The sequence below is a fragment of the Umezawaea sp. Da 62-37 genome (assembly GCF_032460545.1).
Lineage (GTDB): Bacteria > Actinomycetota > Actinomycetes > Mycobacteriales > Pseudonocardiaceae > Umezawaea.
Map to the genome: position 1 here is coordinate 5,209,154 of NZ_CP135965.1, position 16,322 is coordinate 5,225,475.

Here is a 16,322-nt window from a genome sequence, read left to right on the forward strand (position 1 = left end):
TGCTGTAGCTTCCGTCACACGGGTGTCAAGGGGGCGTTTCCGGCTCGTGACCAGCGGACTTGGGGAGGTGGCGGTGGCCAGGCCGACCATGGAGGACGTCGCCAAGCGGGCGGGTGTCTCACGGGCGCTGGTGTCCCTGGTGATGCGGGGATCACCGAAAGTGAGCGACCAGCGACGCACCGCCGTGCTGAGGGCCGCCGAGGAACTCGGCTACTCCCCGCACGCGATGGCCCGCTCGCTCGCCAGCCGCACGTCCACCGTGCTGGGCGTGATGGTCTCCGACCTGCACAACGCCTTCTTCGCCGAGGTCGTGGACGGCCTGGACTCGGTCGCCCGTGAACAGGGCTTCGACCTCATCATCAACACCGGCGGCCGCAGCCCGGCCAGGGAGCGGCGCGCGCTGGACAGCCTGCTCTCGTTCCGCCCGGCGGGCCTCGCCCTGCTCAGCCCGGTCGTCCCGACCGCCGCCATCGGCAACGCCGCCGACCACCTGCCCGTCGTCCTGGTGGCCAGGTCGTCGCGGGTGTCGACGGTCGACACCGTCAACGACGACGGCGAGCAGGGCGTCGGGCTGGCCGTCGACCACCTCGTGTCCCTCGGCCACCGCGACATCGTGCACCTGGACGGCGGCGAGGGCAGCCAGGCCGGCCCGCGGCGGCGCGGCTACGTCAGCGCCATGACCAGGCACGGCCTGGACCCGAGGGTGGTCGGCAGCGAGTACACCGACACCGCGGGCGCCAGGGCGATCCAGGAGCTGCACGGCGGCGGCCGGATGCCCACCGCGATCATCTCCTGCAACGACTTCAACGCCGTCGGCGCCATCTCCGCGCTCGAGGAAGCCGGTCTCGACGTCCCGCGGGACGTCTCCGTGGTCGGTTACGACAACACGTCGTTGGCGGCCCTGCGGCACGTCTCCCTCACCACGGTCGACCAGCCCCGCAACGAGATGGGCAGGCTCGCCGCCGAGGCGCTGCTGCAACGCGTGCGCGGCGAGCGCACCGACCCGGTCCGCCACCTCCTGCACTCGTCACTGGTGGTCCGCACCACGACAGCACCTCCGGGAGGAAAGCCTTGAGCCCCACCACCCCGCACTGGATCGACGGCGCCCGCACCACCGGGGTGTCGACCCGGACCGGTGACGTGTTCGACCCCGCCACCGGCGAGGTCACCGGGCAGGTCGGTCTCGCCGACCAGGCGGACGTCGACCTCGCGGTCGCCTCGGCGACGAGGGCCGCGGCCTCCTGGTCGGAGTCCTCGCTGGCCACCCGCACCAGGATCCTCTTCGACTACCGCCACCTCCTGCACGAGCACCGCGACGAGCTGGCCGCCATCATCACCGGCGAGCACGGCAAGGTCCTCGACGACGCCGCGGGCGAGGTGCAGCGGGGCCTGGAGGTCGTGGAGTTCGCCTGCGGCATCCCGCAGCTGCTCAAGGGCGAGCACTCCGAGCAGGTGTCGCGCGGCGTGGACGCCTACTCGGTCCGCCAGCCGCTGGGCGTGGTCGCGGGCATCACCCCGTTCAACTTCCCGGTCATGGTCCCGATGTGGATGTTCCCCATCGCCATCGCGAGCGGGAACGCGTTCATCCTCAAGCCCTCCGAACGCGACCCGTCGGCCTCGGTGCGGCTGGCCGAGCTGTTCGGCGAGGCGGGCCTGCCCGACGGCGTCCTCACCGTCCTGCACGGCGACGCCACCGCGGTCAACGCCCTCCTGGACCACCCGGACGTCGCGGCCGCGTCGTTCGTCGGCTCGACCCCGATCGCCAGGCACGTCTACGCGCGCGGCACGGCGGCGGGCAAGCGGGTGCAGGCGCTGGGCGGCGCCAAGAACCACATGGTCGTCCTCCCCGACGCCGACCTGGACGTGGCGGCGGACGCCGCCGTGTCCGCCGGGTACGGCAGCGCGGGCGAGCGGTGCATGGCCATCTCCGTCGTGGTCGCCGTCGGCGACGCGGCCGACGCCCTCGTGGCGAAGATCGCGGAGCGGACCACCGGCCTGGTCACCGGTCCCGGCACGGATCCCGCCTCGCAGATGGGCCCGCTGGTCACCGGGGCGCACCGCGACAAGGTCACCTCCTACGTCGACACCGGTGTCCGCGAGGGCGCGACCCTCGTGGTGGACGGCCGGGGCTTCGCGCCGGAGGGCCACGAGAACGGCTTCTGGCTCAAGCCCACCCTCTTCGACCACGTGACCCCCGACATGGCCGTCTACCGGGACGAGATCTTCGGCCCGGTGCTGGTGGTCGTCCGGGTGCCCACCTTCGACGCGGCGGTGGACCTGGTCAACGCCAACCCGTACGGCAACGGCACCGCCGTCTACACCGGCGACGGCCTGGCGGCCCGCGAGTACCAGCGGCGGGTGCACGTGGGCATGGTCGGCATCAACGTCCCCATCCCGGTCCCGATGGCGTACTACTCCTTCGGCGGCTGGAAGGACTCGCTGTTCGGCGACACCCACGTGCACGGCGCCGAAGGCGTCCGCTTCTACACCAGGGCGAAGGCGATCACCGCCCGCTGGCCGCGGCAGCACGGCATCGACCTGGGCTTCCCGACCCACGGCTAGCGCGACGCGGGCTTCCGGGCCCGCGCGTGGTGACCCGAAGTCCCGATCGTGGGCCGCGGTCCCGGCCTTCGTGGTCACGCGCAGCACACCCGCGCACGTCCTAGTGTCACTCACACGTGAACGGGGCGGAGGTGCGATGGGTGTCCGGGGAACGCTGGCCAGGCAGCTGCTGGCCTGGCAGCTCGTGGTCGTCGTGGCCCTGCTGTGCGCGGTGGGCGCGCTGTCGGTCGTCCAGGCGCGGGCGAACTTCGCCACCACCGAGGGACGCCGGATGCAGTCCGTGGCCGAGGACGTGGCCACGACCGCCGGTGTGCGGGCCGCGCTCGCCGACCCGGCGCGGCAGGACGCCCTGGCCCCGTTCGCGGAGAGCGGGCGCAGCCTGTCCGGCGCGAGCTACGTGGTCATCGCCGACGCCTCGCGGCGGGTGATGACGCCACCGGGCCCCCTCCGGGTCGGCGAACCGCTCGACGTCGGCCCGAGCACCGCGCTGGGCGGGCGGTCGTGGGTCGGCGAGCTGGACGGCGCGATCGTGGCCCACGTGCCGGTCATGAGCGACGGCGGCGAGGTGATCGGCGTGGTCGCGGCCGGTGAGGAGTCGCCGGGGTTCTTCGAGGGCGTGCTGGACTCGCCTGGCGACGCGCTGCGGCTGCTCGGGATCGCGCTGGCGATCGGCGTCGTCGGATCGCTGCTGCTCACCCGGCGGGTGGAGAAGCAGACCCTCGGCCTGGAACCGCGCGAGATCACCGAACTGGTCGAGCACCGGGAAGCGCTGCTGCACGGCACCGGGGAAGGCGTGGTCGGCCTCGATCCCCAACACCGGATCACGCTGGCCAACGACCACGCCCGCACATCCCTGGGCCTGCCCGCCGACTGCGTCGGGCGCGCGGTGGCGGACCTGGACTTCGAAGACCGGCTGCTGGACGTGCTGACCGGCCGGGCGGCGGGCGCGGACCAGGTGGTGCTGCGCGGCGGGAGCGTGCTGACCATGAACCGGACGCCGATCGCCGTGCGCGGCGTGGAGGTCGGGTCGGTGGTGACGCTGCGGGACCGGACCGAGCTGATGGGGCTGCGCAACGAGTTGGACGCGAACCGGCACGCCACGGACACGCTGCGGGCGCAGGCGCACGAGTTCGGGAACCGGCTGCACACGATTTCCGGGCTGATCGAGCTGGGTGAGTACGACGAGGTGCGGGGGTTCGTGAGCCGGATCGGTTCGGCGCAGGGGCGGTGGGAGGTGGGGGTCGAGGATTTCGCGGTGGGGGCGTTGTTGGTGGCGAAGGCGGGGTTGGCGGCGGAGCGGGGGGTGGGGTTGCGGATGGATCCGGGTAGTCGTCTGGGGGTGGTGGATGGAGGGCTGTCGACGGATTTGGTGACCGTGGTGGGGAATTTGGTGGACAACGCGGTGGATGCGGTGGCTGGGAGTGGGGGGTGGGTGGAGGTTCTGGTTCGGGAGGAGGGTGAGGAGGTTTTGGTGGTGGTGAGGGATTCGGGGCCGGGGGTGGCGCCGGGGATCGTGGAGGAGGTGTTCAGGAACGGGTTCACGACCAAGGCGGCTGAGGAGGGGGAGAGGGGGTTGGGGTTGGCTTTGACGCGGCAGATTTGTTTGAGGAGGGGTGGGGTGGTGGGGGTGCGGAATGAGGAGGGGGCGGTGTTCACGGCGCGGTTGCCTTGGTGAGGTGGGGGTTGGGGTGGTGAGTGGGTTCGGGGTGGGTTCGGGGAGCCGGCCCCCGGTGCGCGATTGTCTCAATGCCTTCACCTGTTTTGTCAAGACGGGAAAGATGTCTTGACAAAACAGGTGAGGGCAGGAGGGCGCTTCGTATCGGGGGCAGGGGGAGGCCTGGCTCCGCCTGGCTTGGGCTGTGCCGGGGTTTGGGGCGCCTCGCTGCGCGTCGGTAGGGCGGCGGGCGCTCCGCGCCGGGTGCGAGGGGGCGGCTGCGCCGATGGGGGCATCGGGCTTTGCCCGACTTATCCCTCGCTCCGCGACGGATCGAGCACCTCGCTGCGCATCGGCCAGGCACCTCGCTCCGCGTCGGCAGGGCACCTGGCTGCGCGTCGGTGAGCGGTGGGGCGGGTCAGTCGTTGAAGTCGCCGGTGCGGCCGCGTTTGGTGATGGCGCGGCGTTTCTTCTCGGCGATTCGGCGTTCTTTTGAGCCGCGGCTTGGTTTTGTGGGGCGGCGGACCGGGGGTGGGGCGGCTGCGGCGTCGCGGAGCATGGTGGCCAGGCGGGCGCGGGCGGCGGTGCGGTTTTGGAGTTGGGCGCGGTGTTCGCTGGCTTTGACGGTGAGCACGCCGTCGACGAGGCGGGTGGTGAGGCGTTCGAGCATGCGGGTTTTCAGCCAGTCCGGGATGGACGGTGAGTTGGCGAGGTCGAAGGTGAGTTCGACGCGGCTGTCGGCCGTGTTGACGCCTTGGCCGCCGGGGCCCGAGGACCTGGAGAAGCGTTCGCGGAGTTCGGCCGCCGGTAGTACCAGCGTCCGCGTCACGGGCAAGTCCTCGGGCACCCGACAACCTTAGAACTCCAGGCCCTCCAAGGTCACGATCTTTACCAGCTGGTCGGCGGTGAGAGGTTGGTGGTCGATGGTCGGGGCGGAGGACGCCTTGCCGTTGAGGCGGGTGGCCTCGGCGGAGACGTTCGAGCTCGACACGTAGACGTAGGACCCGTCGCCGCGCTGCACGGCGGCCGCGGTGAGGACTTCGCCCGTTTCACCCATCGGGGCGGTGGTGACCTGGACCAGCTGCCCGTTGAGCTCGCGGAACTCGCAGCTGATGGGGGCGGCGCAGCGGGGGGAAGGGCGGGTTCGCGGAACTCGCCATCACCGAGATGAACAGCTTGCCGGTGGCGCCGTCCGCGGTCCGCAGATCGGTCGAGGCGTTGTAGTCCGAGTTGAGGACGGTGAACTCGAAGGGGTCGACGGCGGTGAGGCCCGCGGGCACGACATCGGCCGCGGCCAGGACCGCGGTGAGTTCGGCGGCGTGTTCCGGCGTCGTGGAGTCGCACCTCTTCGGCGAGGAGGCATGCTTGGGCGAGGACGAGGTTGTGGCGATGGTCGGACAGGACGATGACACGACCGGGTAAGACACCGGAGCGCCGGGCTGGGTACCGGGATCGGTGTTCGGCAGGGCCACCGCGCCGGTCATCGCGGACACGCCCACCACGGCCGCGACGGCGGCCACCGCCAAGCCGCCGAAGACCGCTCCACGCCGCAGCAGCAACTGGTTGCGGCCGCGGCGGAGGAGGGTCTCGGAGTGGATGCCGTTCGGCGGCTCGTCGGCGAAGGCCGCGCCCAGGACGTCCTTGATGTCGTTCATCGCTGATCCCCCACTGCGGTCGGGTCGAAGCGCAGCAGGGCGCGCAGCGCGGTGAGTCCCTTGGACGCCTGGCTCTTGACCGTGCCCTCGGTCCGGCCCAGCAGGCGCGCGGTCTCGGTGATGGACTGGTCTTCCCAATATTTGAGCACCACCACGGCGCGCTGCCCAGGAGGCAACTTCTCCAACGCCTGGAGCACTTCGACCCGGTCGTCCGGCGGACCGCCGGGATCCTCGTGTTCGGGCAACAGGTCGACGGCCGTCTCACGGCGGGGTGCGCACGGCGCGAGTCGTCGATGGAAGCGCGGACCAGGACCTTGCGGGCGTAGGCGTCGAGGCGCCCGTCCCGCCGCAGTCTCGGCCACGCCACGTAGAGCTTGGTCAACGTGGTCTGCACCAGGTCCTCGGCGCGGTGCCAGTCGCCGCACAGCAGGTACGCGGTCCGCCTCATCACCAACGCGCGCGCGTCGACGTAATCGGCGAACTCGCGGTCACGGTTCCCCACAGGACCTCCCCTCAGTCGCCGCTTGGTACGGGGCGGCGACCGAGGGGGTTGCCTCAGAACCTCGGGTGGTCCCCGGCCAGCGTCGCGCGGGACGCGTTGGCGTCGGAGGCCTTGTTGACCTCGCCGAGCACCCAGGCGGGCACGTGGCGGGCGGTCAGGACGGCGAGCGCGCGGTCGACGTCCTCGGGCGACACGACGGCCATCATGCCGACGCCCATGTTGAACGTCTTCTCCATCTCCTCGCGCTCGACCCGGCCGCGCTGGGCGATCAGGGCGAACACGGGAGCGGGCGTCCAGGTGCCGCGGTCGAGGTCGGCGTGCACGCCGGCGGGCAGTACGCGGGCCAGGTTCGCGGTCAGGCCGCCGCCGGTGATGTGGGCGAACGTGCGCACCTCGGCCTCGGCGGCCAGCGCGAGGCAGTCCTTGGCGTAGATGCGGGTCGGTTCCAGCATCTCCTCGCCGAGGGTGCGGCCGAACTCCTCGACGTGGCCCTCCAGCGGCATCCTGGCGAGTTCCAGGAGCACGTGGCGGGCCAGCGAGTAGCCGTTGGAGTGCAGGCCGGACGAGCCCATGCCGATGACGACGTCACCGGGGCGGACCCGGTCCGGGCCGAGCATCCTGGAGGCCTCGACGACACCCACTCCGGTGCCGGAGATGTCGTAGTCGTCGTCGCCCATCAGGCCGGGGTGCTCGGCGGTCTCGCCGCCGAGCAGGGCGCAGCCCGCGAGGACGCAGCCCTCGGCGATGCCCTTGACCAGTGCGGCGATCTTGTCCGGGACGACCCGGCCGACGGCGATGTAGTCCTGCATGAACAGCGGTTCGGCGCCGCAGACGACCAGGTCGTCCACGACCATCGCGACCAGGTCGTGGCCGATGGTGTCGTGCTTGTCCATGGCCTGGGCGACGGCGATCTTGGTGCCGACGCCGTCGGTGGAGGCCGCGAGCACGGGCTCCTTCCAGCGGTCGAGCTTCAGCTGGAACAAGCCCGCGAACCCGCCGATGCCACCGAGGACCTCGGGGCGGTGCGCCTTCGCCGCCCACGGCTTGAGCTTCTCCACCGCCTCGTCCCCAGCGGCGATGCTCACTCCGGCCGCGGCGTACGTCGCCTTGGCGTTGTCGGTCTCGGCACTCACGTCAACGTGCTCCATCGTGGGGGGATTCAGGGCCTTTGCAGGGCGTCCTCGGCACCGTACCCGGTGGGCAGGACCGGAGCGGCCGAGCCCGCCACTCCCTTGATGCCCTCCAGGAGGTGCTTGCCCATCAGGGCGTCCTCGGGCAGCGCGATCGGGTACTCGCCGTCGAAGCACGCGCTGCACAGCCGCGTCTTGGGCTGCTCGGTGGCCGCGATGAGCTGCTCGAGCGACACGTAGCCGAGGGTGTCGGCGCCGACGGAACGGCGGATGCCGTCCAGGTCGAGGCCGTTCGCGACCAGTTCGGCGCGCGAGGCGAAGTCGATGCCGTAGAAGCACGGCCACTTGACCGGCGGCGACGCGATGCGGACGTGCACCTCGAGCGCACCCGCCTCGCGGAGCATCCGGACCAGGGCGCGCTGGGTGTTGCCGCGCACGATCGAGTCGTCCACGACGACGAGCCGCTTGCCGCGGATGACGTCCCGCAGCGGGTTCAGCTTCAGCCGGATGCCCAGCTGGCGGATCGTCTGCGACGGCTGGATGAACGTCCGGCCGACGTAGGCGTTCTTGACCAGGCCGGAGCCGTACGGGATGCCGGAGGCCTGCGCGTAGCCGATCGCGGCGGGCGTGCCGGACTCCGGGACCGGGATGACCAGGTCGGCCTCGGCCGGGTGCTCGGCGGCCAGCCTGCGGCCGATCTCCACGCGGGTGGCGTGCACGCCGCGGCCGGAGATCGTGGTGTCCGGGCGGGCCAGGTAGACGTACTCGAAGATGCAGCCCTTGGGCTCGGGCGTGCCGAACCTCGTGGAGCGCAGGCCGTTCTCGTCGATGGCGATCAGCTCGCCCGGCTCGACCTCGCGGACGAACGACGCGCCCACGATGTCCAGCGCGGCCGTCTCGCTCGCGGCGACCCAGCCCCGCTCCAGGCGGCCGAGCACCAGCGGGCGGACGCCGTGCGGGTCGCGGGCCGCGTACAGCGTGTTCTCGTCGGAGAACGTCAGGCAGAACGCGCCGCGCAGCGTCGGCAGGAGTTCCAGCGCGGCCTGCTCGATGCCGATGTCGGCGGCGGTCGCGGCCAGCAGGCCGCAGATCAGGTCCGAGTCGGTGGTGGCGCCGTTGCGGGACATGATGCCCAGCTTCTTGGCGCGCTCCAGCAGCTCGGCGGTGTTCACCAGGTTGCCGTTGTGGCCGAGCGACAGACCACTGCCCGCGGCGGTGGTGCGGAACGTCGGCTGCGCGTTCTCCCAGGTCGTCGACCCGGTCGTGGAGTAGCGGCAGTGGCCGATGGCCACGTGGCCCTTCAGCGACTGGAGCACCTGCTCGTCGAACACCTGGCTGACGAGGCCGAGGTCCTTGAAGACGACGACCTGGCTGCCGTCGCCCACCGAGATGCCCGCGGCCTCTTGACCGCGGTGCTGGAGGGCGTAAAGGCCGTAGTAGGTGAGCTTGGCGACGTCCTCGCCAGGAGCCCACACGCCGAAAACACCGCACTCTTCGCGCGGGTCGGAGTCGATGGTGTCCACGATCGGGGTGGTAGTGCGGCCGGCGTCTGACTGGTCGGTGACCACCGAGTGCTCCCTAGCGACGATGTCGGGCGGCACCACGAGTGTACGGCGAACAACGGGTGAACCCGCCCCATCCTGACCCCGCTGACGTGATGAAACGCACGCTCAAGGACGCCTGCAAGGCCCTATGGTGACCTCCACGTTGCCGCCGTCGAAGCCGTTCGCGTCGTACTGGCGCACCGCGCAGACCACCTGGTCCCCCACCGCGACGTCGGACGGGAACCGGTCCAGGTCGGCGCCGTGCTTCTTGCCGAGCGGTGAGACGGAGTCCGGCTCGGCCTGGTCGAGGTCGAGGTTCACGTAGGCGGGTTTCGCCTTGTCGGACTTGTCCGTGTACGGCGGGTTGACCTTGGTCACCTTGAACGCCAGATCGCCCTTCCACTCCCGCTCGAGCGAGCAGCCGGACAGCAGCAGGGCGGCCGCGACCAGCACCACCAGCACCCTCATCGGTCCATCCTCACTGCCCGCAGCACGGCCTCGTCGCCGACGGACTTGAGCGGCAGGCGCCCCCACAGGCCGTAGTGGATCAGCTGGGCCTCGCCGTCGACCTCGACGTCGGCCACCTCGCCGGGAGCCACCGCCCGCACCTCGGGGACCTCGCCGGGGGTCAGCCGGACGTGCCAGCCCTCAGGCACGTCGGTGCAGCGCACGATCACCGTCCCGGCGGTCTCCAGCGGCACGTCGGTCGTGTACTTCGCGGCCAGCAGCGTGCCCAGCGCCTCGTCGATGCCGTCGGCGGCCAGGTCGGCGTCGCCGAGGACCAGCTGGCGCAGCGCGGCCTGGGCGTCCCAGCGGCGCAGGTCCAGCTCGTGCGCGATCCGGCGGTGCCACACCCACGCCAGGTCGGGCGCGGCGGGCGAGAACGTCCAGGTCGGCCGGTTGCCGGGCACCAGGGGCAGCACCTCGGCGGCGTCGGCGAGCTGGGTGTCGAGGTACTCGATCGGCGACGCGCCCACTGGCGGGGGTGGCGGCTTCAGCCGCACGGTGCTGCCGGTGCGCAGGTACTCGATCGACGTCTCCAGGAACCGCGCGACGTGCACCGCGAGGTCGGCGAAGGTCCAGCCGGGGCAGCTCGGCACGTTCGCGGCCGGGTCGGCCTCGGCGACCGCCTCGCGGAACATGGCGGACTGGTCGAGGAAGACCTCGGTCCACCGCTGCGTGGTCCATCCTGCTGGCACGTGTCGCCTCCTGGTTCGGTCGTTCTCGGTCATCGTGCCGGAACCGGTCGCGGTCCGGGTGCGTCGCAGTGCAAGCGGTCGGTGTCACGAAGGGTGGGAAATCGTGTTCGGTGTGCAACCAGAGGCGTTGCGGGGCGCCTCCAAGGGGTTCCACGACGGGGCGGACGCCACCGCCGACGGCGCCGAACTGATCTCCATGCTCACCCTTGACGCGGGGGCGCTCGGCGAGGTTCCGGCGGCCGCCGAGTTCGCCGACGCGCTGGCCCGGTTCACCGGTCGGCAGTCCGACGACCTGCGGCGCGGCTCGGCCTGGTACCGCGACGCGGGCGACGGGCTCACCCAGAACGCGGAGACCTACGAGCGCTGCGACGACACCTCCGGCGAGGGCTTCCGCAAGATCGGCGGCGGCTGGTGAACGACCCCGAGGTCCTCTACGGACAGCTGGCGTCCGGTGACGCGGGCCGGATCGCCGCCGCGGGCGATCCCCTCAACGGCGCGATCAGCGCGGTGGGCAGGGCGCGCGAATCGGTCGCCGGCGGCGGTTCGACCGCGAAGGCGGGCTGGACCGGCCAGGCCTCGGAGAAGTTCGGTGCCCGCGCCGAGCTGTCCACGAGGGCCGCGGCCGCGGCGGCCGAACGGCTGGGCGTCGGCGTCGACGTCACGCAGGCCGCCTCCCGCGCTTACTCGCAGATGCGGGGCAGCGCGGACCAGGTCATCTCGGTGTGGCGGGGCCGCTCGCCGCTGATGGACCTCCGGCAGACGATCGAGCTGGCCGAGAAGGTCAACACCGCGCTCACCGGCGTGAAGAGCGGTTACGAACAGGTCCTGCGGTCCTACGCGTCGGCGCTGGGGCAGGTGAAGCCGGGCTTCGAGGAGACGGCGAAAGCCGATCCCGGCTGGGCGAAGACCGTCGCGGCCATGCGCACCTCCGCCACCGTTCCCGGCCCCGGCACCGACCCCAAGCAGGTCGCGGCCTGGTGGAAGTCGCTCACCAAGGAGCAGCAGGACGAGTTGCTGCGCACCGGGTTCCAGGACCTCGGTCAGTTGCGCGGCCTGCCCTCGGGTGTGCTCGACCAGGCCAACCGGGCCAGGATCACCGACGACGCGCGGCGCTTCGGCGCGGAGCGCGACCGGCTCGACGCGGCGATGGCCGAGCGGGCTGCCGCGCTGGGCATCGACCCGACCACCTCCGACGGCCAGACCAGGCTGCTCAACGACCCGCGGTACGCGTCGCTCATGGAGGACCGGCAGGTCGCCGCGACCAAGGCGGAGAACGCCGCCATGGCCCAGAAGAGCGTCGACAGCGCCGACGACTTCGCCAAGGGCAAGGGGTGGACCGACACCGAGGGCCTGCCCGACGCCCGTGTGCTCGCCTACGACCCCTACGGCCCGCGTGGCGACGGGGGGATGGCGATCGCCTACGGCGATCCGGACACCGCGAAGAACGTGGCCGTGTGCGTGCCGGGCACCGGATCCAAGTTGGACAGCTTCGGCATCGAGCAGTCCGGGAACCTGCGCGAGCAGATGGGCGCCGACGGCAACGCCACCATCCAGTGGCTCGGCTACGACGCCCCCGGCTGGACGCCCGGCGAGGTCGGCAGCCCCGAGTTGGCCAAGGAGGGCGGCGGCAACCTGGTCGCCGACGTGGACGGCTACCGCGCGGCGGCCGACGCGGCGGGCAACCACCAGCACCTGACCGTGATCGGGCACTCCTACGGCAGCACGACGGTCGGCTACGCGGGCATGAACGGCCTCGCCGCCGACGACATCGCGTTCGTCGGCTCCCCCGGCGTGGGCGCCTCCAACGTCGACCAGCTCTCCGCGGGCCCCGGCCACGTCTACGCGGGGGCCACCGAGCACGACCCCGTCGTGCAGGGCACCAGCTCCGACTGGTTCACCGCCGACGGCTCGTCGACCGGCCCGTACGACAAGGGTTTCGGCGCCAAGGTGTTCGGCACCCCGGACTCGACCAGCCTGCTCGGCGCGCACTCCGACTACTACGACCCCGGCAGCGAGTCGGTGTCCAACCTGGCCAAGATCGCCACCGGCGACGGCGGCTCGGTGACCTCCCAGAAGTGGTACGACAGCCCCACCGGCCCCACCCTGCCGGGATCGAACCTGCCCGGTGTGGGACCGGTGGTCGACCTCGTCAGCGACGTCGGCAGCGGGAGCGTCGAGATGGTCGGCGACGTCGTGGTCGGCACCGGCCACGTGGTCGGCGACCTGTTCTCCGGCAACTGGTCGGACGCCGGGCACGGCGCGGTGGCCACGGGGACCGAACTGCTCAACGACGCGGGCGACCTCGTGGTCGGCACGGTCGGCAACGTCGCCGAGTTCGGCCGGGACGTCTACGACGGCGCGGGCGGCGTGGTGAAGAAGATCGGCTCCTGGTTCTAACCGCGCGACTTGAGGCGGGCGTTGGGGAGTTCCGGGGCGGGCAGGACCGAGGCCCACTGGTCGGGGAACGTGCCGTACGGGCCCGTTCCGCCCGCCGCGGCCTGCTCCTGCCACTCCGCGCGGAACCGCTCGACCTCGTCGTGCGCGCGCCCGATGAAGTTCCACCACATGACGATCCGCTCGCCCAGCGGCGTGCCGCCGAGCAGCAGAGCGCGGACGGGGCGGTCGCCCACCTCGACGGTCAGCGTCGACGAACCCGTTGGCAGGTAGAGGAGTTCCGCGTCGGTCGCGGTCGCGCCGGCGACCCGCACGTCGCCCTCGTCGACCAGGATCCCGTGCTCGAAAGCCGGATCGACGTCCAGGACCAGCGTGGCGCCCGCCGGGATGTCCAACTGGGCCCCCAGCAGCGGCGCGCTCGTCGCGACCGGTGACGTCGATCCCGCCAACGACCCCAGGAACACCGTCACGCGCGTGTCGCCGACCATCCGCGGTTCGGGGACGTGGTGCTCGAAGCGCGGCTCGACGAACCGGTCCCGGTCCGGCAGCGCGATCCACAGCTGCACCCCGTGCAGCACCCCGCCACCCGCCACGGCGTACTCGGAGTGCGCGATCCCCCGCCCCGCCGTCATCAGGTTCATCTCGCCCGCGCGGACGAGGGCGTGCGACCCCACCGTGTCGTGGTGCTCGATGGTCCCGGCGAACAGCCAGGACACCGTCTGGAGCCCGGTGTGCGGGTGGCCGGGGATCGACATGAGGCCGACGTCCTCGGTGGGCCCGTAGTGGTCGACGAAGCACCAGGCGCCGATCAGCGACCTGGCGCGCTGCGGCAGCGTCCGCCGCACCGGCTGGGCCCGCGGGCCGCCGAGCGGGACCAGGCGCGGCTGGAGGAGTTCCGGCCCGGAACGCGCGTCCGACGGCTCGTGCGCCACGACCTCGGGCCCGGCTTCCACGTTGCTCATCGGTCCAAGCTACCGGGTTGACCCATCAACTAGAAGTCCGTCGCCTGGAAGCGCAGCACCGGCAGCACCGCCGACAGGTCCGCACGGCTCCCCGACGCGCTGACCCTCGCGTCGGCCAACGCCTCGTCCCAGCCGAGCCTGCCGGTCGCCAGTTCCAACCAGGTGCGCGGATCGGTCTCGACGACGTTCGGCGGCGTGCCGCGGGTGTGCCGGGGACCGGGCACGCACTGCACCGCGGCGAACGGCGGCACCCGCACCTCGACGCTGCGCCCCGGCGCGACCTGCTCCAGCGTGCGCAGGCTCAGCCGCACCGCGGCGGCCAGCACGGCCCGTTCCGGCTGCTCGGCCTCCCCCGCCAACCAGGGCAGGACGGCGGCCACGGCGGCGCGGGACTCCTTGGGGTCAACGGGTTTCGACGGCACACCGCAAGATTAGTGCCGGACCCGGAAATGCTTCAGGCCCGTGGCACTCCTGCGGCACGGGCCTGAAACGTCGAACGTCAGCCCTTCGCGTCGCGCACGGCTTCCGCGAGCAACTCGTCCAGCTGGAAGGTCAGCCTACGCAGGTCCGTCGGCGTGAACGTGCTCCAGGGTTCGGTTCCTCCCGAAGCACGGCGTTGCTGGAGGTAACGGCCGTCCTCGGTGTCGAAGAACGCGACCACGCGGTCCGGGCGGCAGCGCTTGCCGTACTTGTCCCTGGCCGCCGCGCCGAAGTTGCCCGTGTGCACGAGACCGGTGAACATCTTCACCAGCGTGGTGGCGTCCTCCTCGCGCACGCCGCGGGAGCGCAGCGAGTTCTCCAGGCCCTTCTCCGAACCGTCGGAACCCTTGACCGCGGCCTCCAGGTCGGCGCTCGGCATGGTCACCGAGTGCCCGGACCCGGCCGGGTGCGCGGGCAGCGCGCCGAGCACGGCCGCCGGCAGCCCGGATCCCGCCACGCGCCGCAGCACGATCCGGTTGTCCGACAGGGTCGCCACGGCCCCCCAGTCGCCGTTCGCGACGGCCAGCACGCGGACGCTCCTGCCGATCCAGACCCTGGCGTCCACCTCCCGCTCCGGGCGGACGAACATCCGGAGGAGGTGGTCGAGTTCGGGGTGCAGCGCGATCGGCCGACCCAGCCCGCGGGCTTCCAGCGCGTGCCAGACCCGCAGTTCCAGGTCACGGCGTTCCCGCGACGTCCTGCCGGGAGACGGCACCTTGATCACCAGTGGCATCGGCCCCAGGTCCAAGTGCTCCCACAGCACGTCGAACTCCTCGGTGGAGAGGGAAACGGGTTCCCTCTCCACCTGCCCCCCGAAGTACGTCACCGCTGCGGCGCCTCCCCGATCACGGGCGGCGCCACGAGCCGCTCGTCACCGAAAACGTCCTTGGTCTCGACCAGGTAGTCGGCGACCTTGTGCTCGACGTCCTCTTCGCCGTCGCCCCCACGACCGGCGCCCATGCCGCCCGCGCCCTGACCGCCGCGGCCACCGGGAGCACCGGGACCGCCTCGGCCTGCCGCGCCCGCGGCACCGGGACCGAAGCCGCCGGGAGCGCCGGGACGGGTGAACTGGCCGCCGCCGGGAGCCTTGGCACCACCGGTCGCGCCGGGCGTGCCGCCGGGACCGAAGCCGGGGCGGGCACCTTGACCGCCGGGACCGCCGACGCCACCCGGACCACCGGGAGCACCGGGACGGAGACCGCCCTGGCCCGCGGGCCCGCCGGGACGACCGGCGACACCGGGACCGCCTGCCGGGGTCGGGCCGGGACGGAGGCCGCCGGGCGGGACCGGGGCCCTGCCCGGAGGCGCGATCGGTCCCCTGCCCGGACCGGTGGCCGGCGGGCGGATCGGGCCGCTGCCCGGCGGCGGGAAGCCGACGGGCGGGGGCACCGGGGCCCTGGGCGGGGTGGGCTGCGGGAGGTTCACCGGCGGCTGCACCGGCGGACCGGACGGCGGCGGCGTCCACGACGTGTTCGTCGTGCCGCCTCCGCCATTACCGCCGCCGGTGAAGACCGGTGGCTGGTTGACCGCGGGAGGCAGCACCGGAGCCGTGGCCGACGACGTGCCCGTCGTGCCACCGCCACCGCCGCCGCTCGGCGTGTAGGTCGACGAGTCGGCGCTCGTGTAGTTCGCGCTGGTGCTGTTGTACGACCCCGCGCCACCCGGCGGCGGGGTATCGATGACCACCTGCGGCGGCGGGACGAACTGGCCCAGCGTGTCGCTGTTCCACTCGCTGCTCGACTGGTAGTTGTTCATGACCGTGATGGCCTTCTGCTCAGCGTTCTCCTGAGCGGCTTCCTGGGCCTCGTGGTCCTTCTGCTGGTCGATCACGTGCATCATGCCGACCGGCCCGGACAGCGCGCCGAGGACCTTGTCCGCTGTGGACGGCGCCTCGGTCGTCACCGGCACCGGCTCGGGCATCTCCTTGCGGGCGTCCGCGATGTAGTCGCCCTGGAGCTGGGCCGAGACCTTCATCGTGTCCGAGCCCTGGCCCGCGTCCGCCGCCCACTGCGACAGCGGCGACAGCGCGCCCGTCGCGGCCTCGGCCGAGGCGCCTTCCCAGCCGGCCCCGACCTTCTCGAGTCCTTCGTGGATGGACGCGTCGATCCGGCTCAGGGAGTCCGACAGCGAGGCCCACTTGTCCTCGAGCGGGATGGACGCGGCGACGCCGGGACCGGCGTTGATCATCTTGTGCAGCTCTTCGTGGGAGTACCCGCGCCAGCGGTGATCACCCATAAGTC

The 16,322-nt window shown here is 72.1% G+C and carries 17 protein-coding genes and 1 pseudogene; 5 read left to right on the forward strand and 13 right to left on the reverse strand.

Translation table 11 applies throughout. The annotated features are described in order from the left end of the window. Positions 1 to 73 precede the first annotated feature (73 nt). From RM788_RS23725 to RM788_RS23735, 3 genes are all read left to right on the forward strand, one after another. Positions 74 to 1,075 (forward strand): LacI family DNA-binding transcriptional regulator, encoded by a 1,002-nt coding sequence (locus RM788_RS23725; protein WP_315933962.1) that lies wholly within the window; start codon positions 74 to 76, stop codon positions 1,073 to 1,075. Continuing rightward, on the forward strand, positions 1,072 to 2,562 hold the full coding sequence (locus RM788_RS23730) for a CoA-acylating methylmalonate-semialdehyde dehydrogenase (protein WP_315933963.1): 1,491 nt from the start codon (positions 1,072 to 1,074) through the stop codon (positions 2,560 to 2,562). The genes RM788_RS23725 and RM788_RS23730 overlap by 4 nt, the downstream gene beginning before the upstream one ends. Positions 2,563 to 2,698: 136 nt before the next feature. Further along, the gene (locus RM788_RS23735) at positions 2,699 to 4,237 is read left to right on the forward strand and encodes a sensor histidine kinase (RefSeq protein ID WP_315933964.1); all 1,539 of its coding nucleotides are present in this window, start codon (positions 2,699 to 2,701) and stop codon (positions 4,235 to 4,237) included. Between the two features lie 397 nt (positions 4,238 to 4,634). Here the strand turns inward: RM788_RS23735 and arfB are convergent, their stop codons facing one another. The 9 genes and pseudogenes from arfB to RM788_RS23775 form a co-directional block, all read right to left on the reverse strand. Further along, positions 4,635 to 5,063, reverse strand: a complete 429-nt coding sequence (gene arfB / locus RM788_RS23740) for an alternative ribosome rescue aminoacyl-tRNA hydrolase ArfB (protein ID WP_315933965.1) — start codon at positions 5,061 to 5,063, stop codon at positions 4,635 to 4,637. Between the two features lie 9 nt (positions 5,064 to 5,072). Beyond that, positions 5,073 to 5,273, reverse strand: a complete 201-nt coding sequence (locus RM788_RS23745; protein ID WP_315933966.1) for a hypothetical protein — start codon at positions 5,271 to 5,273, stop codon at positions 5,073 to 5,075. Continuing rightward, the gene (locus RM788_RS23750; protein ID WP_315933967.1) at positions 5,266 to 5,871 is read right to left on the reverse strand and encodes a hypothetical protein; all 606 of its coding nucleotides are present in this window, start codon (positions 5,869 to 5,871) and stop codon (positions 5,266 to 5,268) included. The genes RM788_RS23745 and RM788_RS23750 overlap by 8 nt, the downstream gene beginning before the upstream one ends. After that, positions 5,868 to 6,116: an RNA polymerase sigma factor gene (locus RM788_RS53020; protein ID WP_399344577.1), complete on the reverse strand. Its 249-nt coding sequence runs from the start codon at positions 6,114 to 6,116 to the stop codon at positions 5,868 to 5,870. Before RM788_RS53020 ends, RM788_RS23750 begins: the two co-directional genes overlap by 4 nt. An 89-nt stretch (positions 6,117 to 6,205) precedes the next feature. Then, positions 6,206 to 6,319: pseudogene (locus tag RM788_RS53025) on the reverse strand (sigma factor); the annotation flags it as partial. A gap of 107 nt (positions 6,320 to 6,426) precedes the next feature. Then, positions 6,427 to 7,521: a phosphoribosylformylglycinamidine cyclo-ligase gene (purM, locus tag RM788_RS23760; RefSeq protein WP_315933968.1), complete on the reverse strand. Its 1,095-nt coding sequence runs from the start codon at positions 7,519 to 7,521 to the stop codon at positions 6,427 to 6,429. An 11-nt stretch (positions 7,522 to 7,532) separates the two neighbouring features. Further along, positions 7,533 to 9,026: an amidophosphoribosyltransferase gene (purF, locus tag RM788_RS23765; RefSeq protein ID WP_315933969.1), complete on the reverse strand. Its 1,494-nt coding sequence runs from the start codon at positions 9,024 to 9,026 to the stop codon at positions 7,533 to 7,535. A gap of 147 nt (positions 9,027 to 9,173) precedes the next feature. Continuing rightward, positions 9,174 to 9,515 carry a hypothetical protein gene (locus RM788_RS23770; RefSeq protein WP_315933970.1) on the reverse strand — a complete coding sequence of 114 codons (342 nt, stop codon included), beginning with the start codon at positions 9,513 to 9,515 and terminating at the stop codon, positions 9,174 to 9,176. Then, a complete protein-coding gene (locus RM788_RS23775) occupies positions 9,512 to 10,246 on the reverse strand; it encodes a maleylpyruvate isomerase N-terminal domain-containing protein (RefSeq protein WP_315933971.1) in 735 nt (244 codons plus the stop codon). Before RM788_RS23775 ends, RM788_RS23770 begins: the two co-directional genes overlap by 4 nt. A gap of 103 nt (positions 10,247 to 10,349) precedes the next feature. On the opposite strand from RM788_RS23775, the gene RM788_RS23780 reads away from it, so the two are divergent. After that, positions 10,350 to 10,661, forward strand: a complete 312-nt coding sequence (locus RM788_RS23780) for a DUF2563 family protein (protein WP_315933972.1) — start codon at positions 10,350 to 10,352, stop codon at positions 10,659 to 10,661. Then, positions 10,658 to 12,643, forward strand: a complete 1,986-nt coding sequence (locus tag RM788_RS23785; protein ID WP_315933973.1) for an alpha/beta hydrolase — start codon at positions 10,658 to 10,660, stop codon at positions 12,641 to 12,643. Before RM788_RS23780 ends, RM788_RS23785 begins: the two co-directional genes overlap by 4 nt. Here the strand turns inward: RM788_RS23785 and RM788_RS23790 are convergent. The 4 genes from RM788_RS23790 to RM788_RS23805 all read right to left on the reverse strand — a co-directional run bounded on the left by RM788_RS23790 (position 12,640) and on the right by RM788_RS23805 (position 16,317). After that, complete coding sequence (locus tag RM788_RS23790) at positions 12,640 to 13,602, reverse strand: pirin family protein (protein ID WP_315933974.1); 963 nt, start codon at positions 13,600 to 13,602, stop codon at positions 12,640 to 12,642. The two genes, RM788_RS23785 and RM788_RS23790, sit on opposite strands and share 4 nt — an antisense overlap. A gap of 29 nt (positions 13,603 to 13,631) precedes the next feature. Further along, the gene (locus tag RM788_RS23795; RefSeq protein ID WP_315933975.1) at positions 13,632 to 14,024 is read right to left on the reverse strand and encodes a sterol carrier family protein; all 393 of its coding nucleotides are present in this window, start codon (positions 14,022 to 14,024) and stop codon (positions 13,632 to 13,634) included. Positions 14,025 to 14,101: 77 nt separating this feature from the next. Further along, on the reverse strand, positions 14,102 to 14,908 hold the full coding sequence (locus tag RM788_RS23800; protein ID WP_315933976.1) for an ESX secretion-associated protein EspG: 807 nt from the start codon (positions 14,906 to 14,908) through the stop codon (positions 14,102 to 14,104). Beyond that, the gene (locus tag RM788_RS23805) at positions 14,905 to 16,317 is read right to left on the reverse strand and encodes a PPE domain-containing protein (protein ID WP_315933977.1); all 1,413 of its coding nucleotides are present in this window, start codon (positions 16,315 to 16,317) and stop codon (positions 14,905 to 14,907) included. Before RM788_RS23805 ends, RM788_RS23800 begins: the two co-directional genes overlap by 4 nt. Positions 16,318 to 16,322 lie beyond the last annotated feature (5 nt).

Coding starts and splice junctions, on each gene's coding strand:
- RM788_RS23735 (WP_315933964.1), top strand. CDS start 2,699: ATGGGTGTCCGGGGAACGCTGGCCAGGCAGCTGCTGGCCTGGCAGCTC.
- RM788_RS23745 (WP_315933966.1), bottom strand. CDS start 5,273: ATGGGTGAAACGGGCGAAGTCCTCACCGCGGCCGCCGTGCAGCGCGGC.
- RM788_RS23750 (WP_315933967.1), bottom strand. CDS start 5,871: ATGAACGACATCAAGGACGTCCTGGGCGCGGCCTTCGCCGACGAGCCG.
- purM (WP_315933968.1), bottom strand. CDS start 7,521: ATGGAGCACGTTGACGTGAGTGCCGAGACCGACAACGCCAAGGCGACG.
- RM788_RS23770 (WP_315933970.1), bottom strand. CDS start 9,515: ATGAGGGTGCTGGTGGTGCTGGTCGCGGCCGCCCTGCTGCTGTCCGGC.
- RM788_RS23790 (WP_315933974.1), bottom strand. CDS start 13,602: ATGAGCAACGTGGAAGCCGGGCCCGAGGTCGTGGCGCACGAGCCGTCG.
- RM788_RS23805 (WP_315933977.1), bottom strand. CDS start 16,317: ATGGGTGATCACCGCTGGCGCGGGTACTCCCACGAAGAGCTGCACAAG.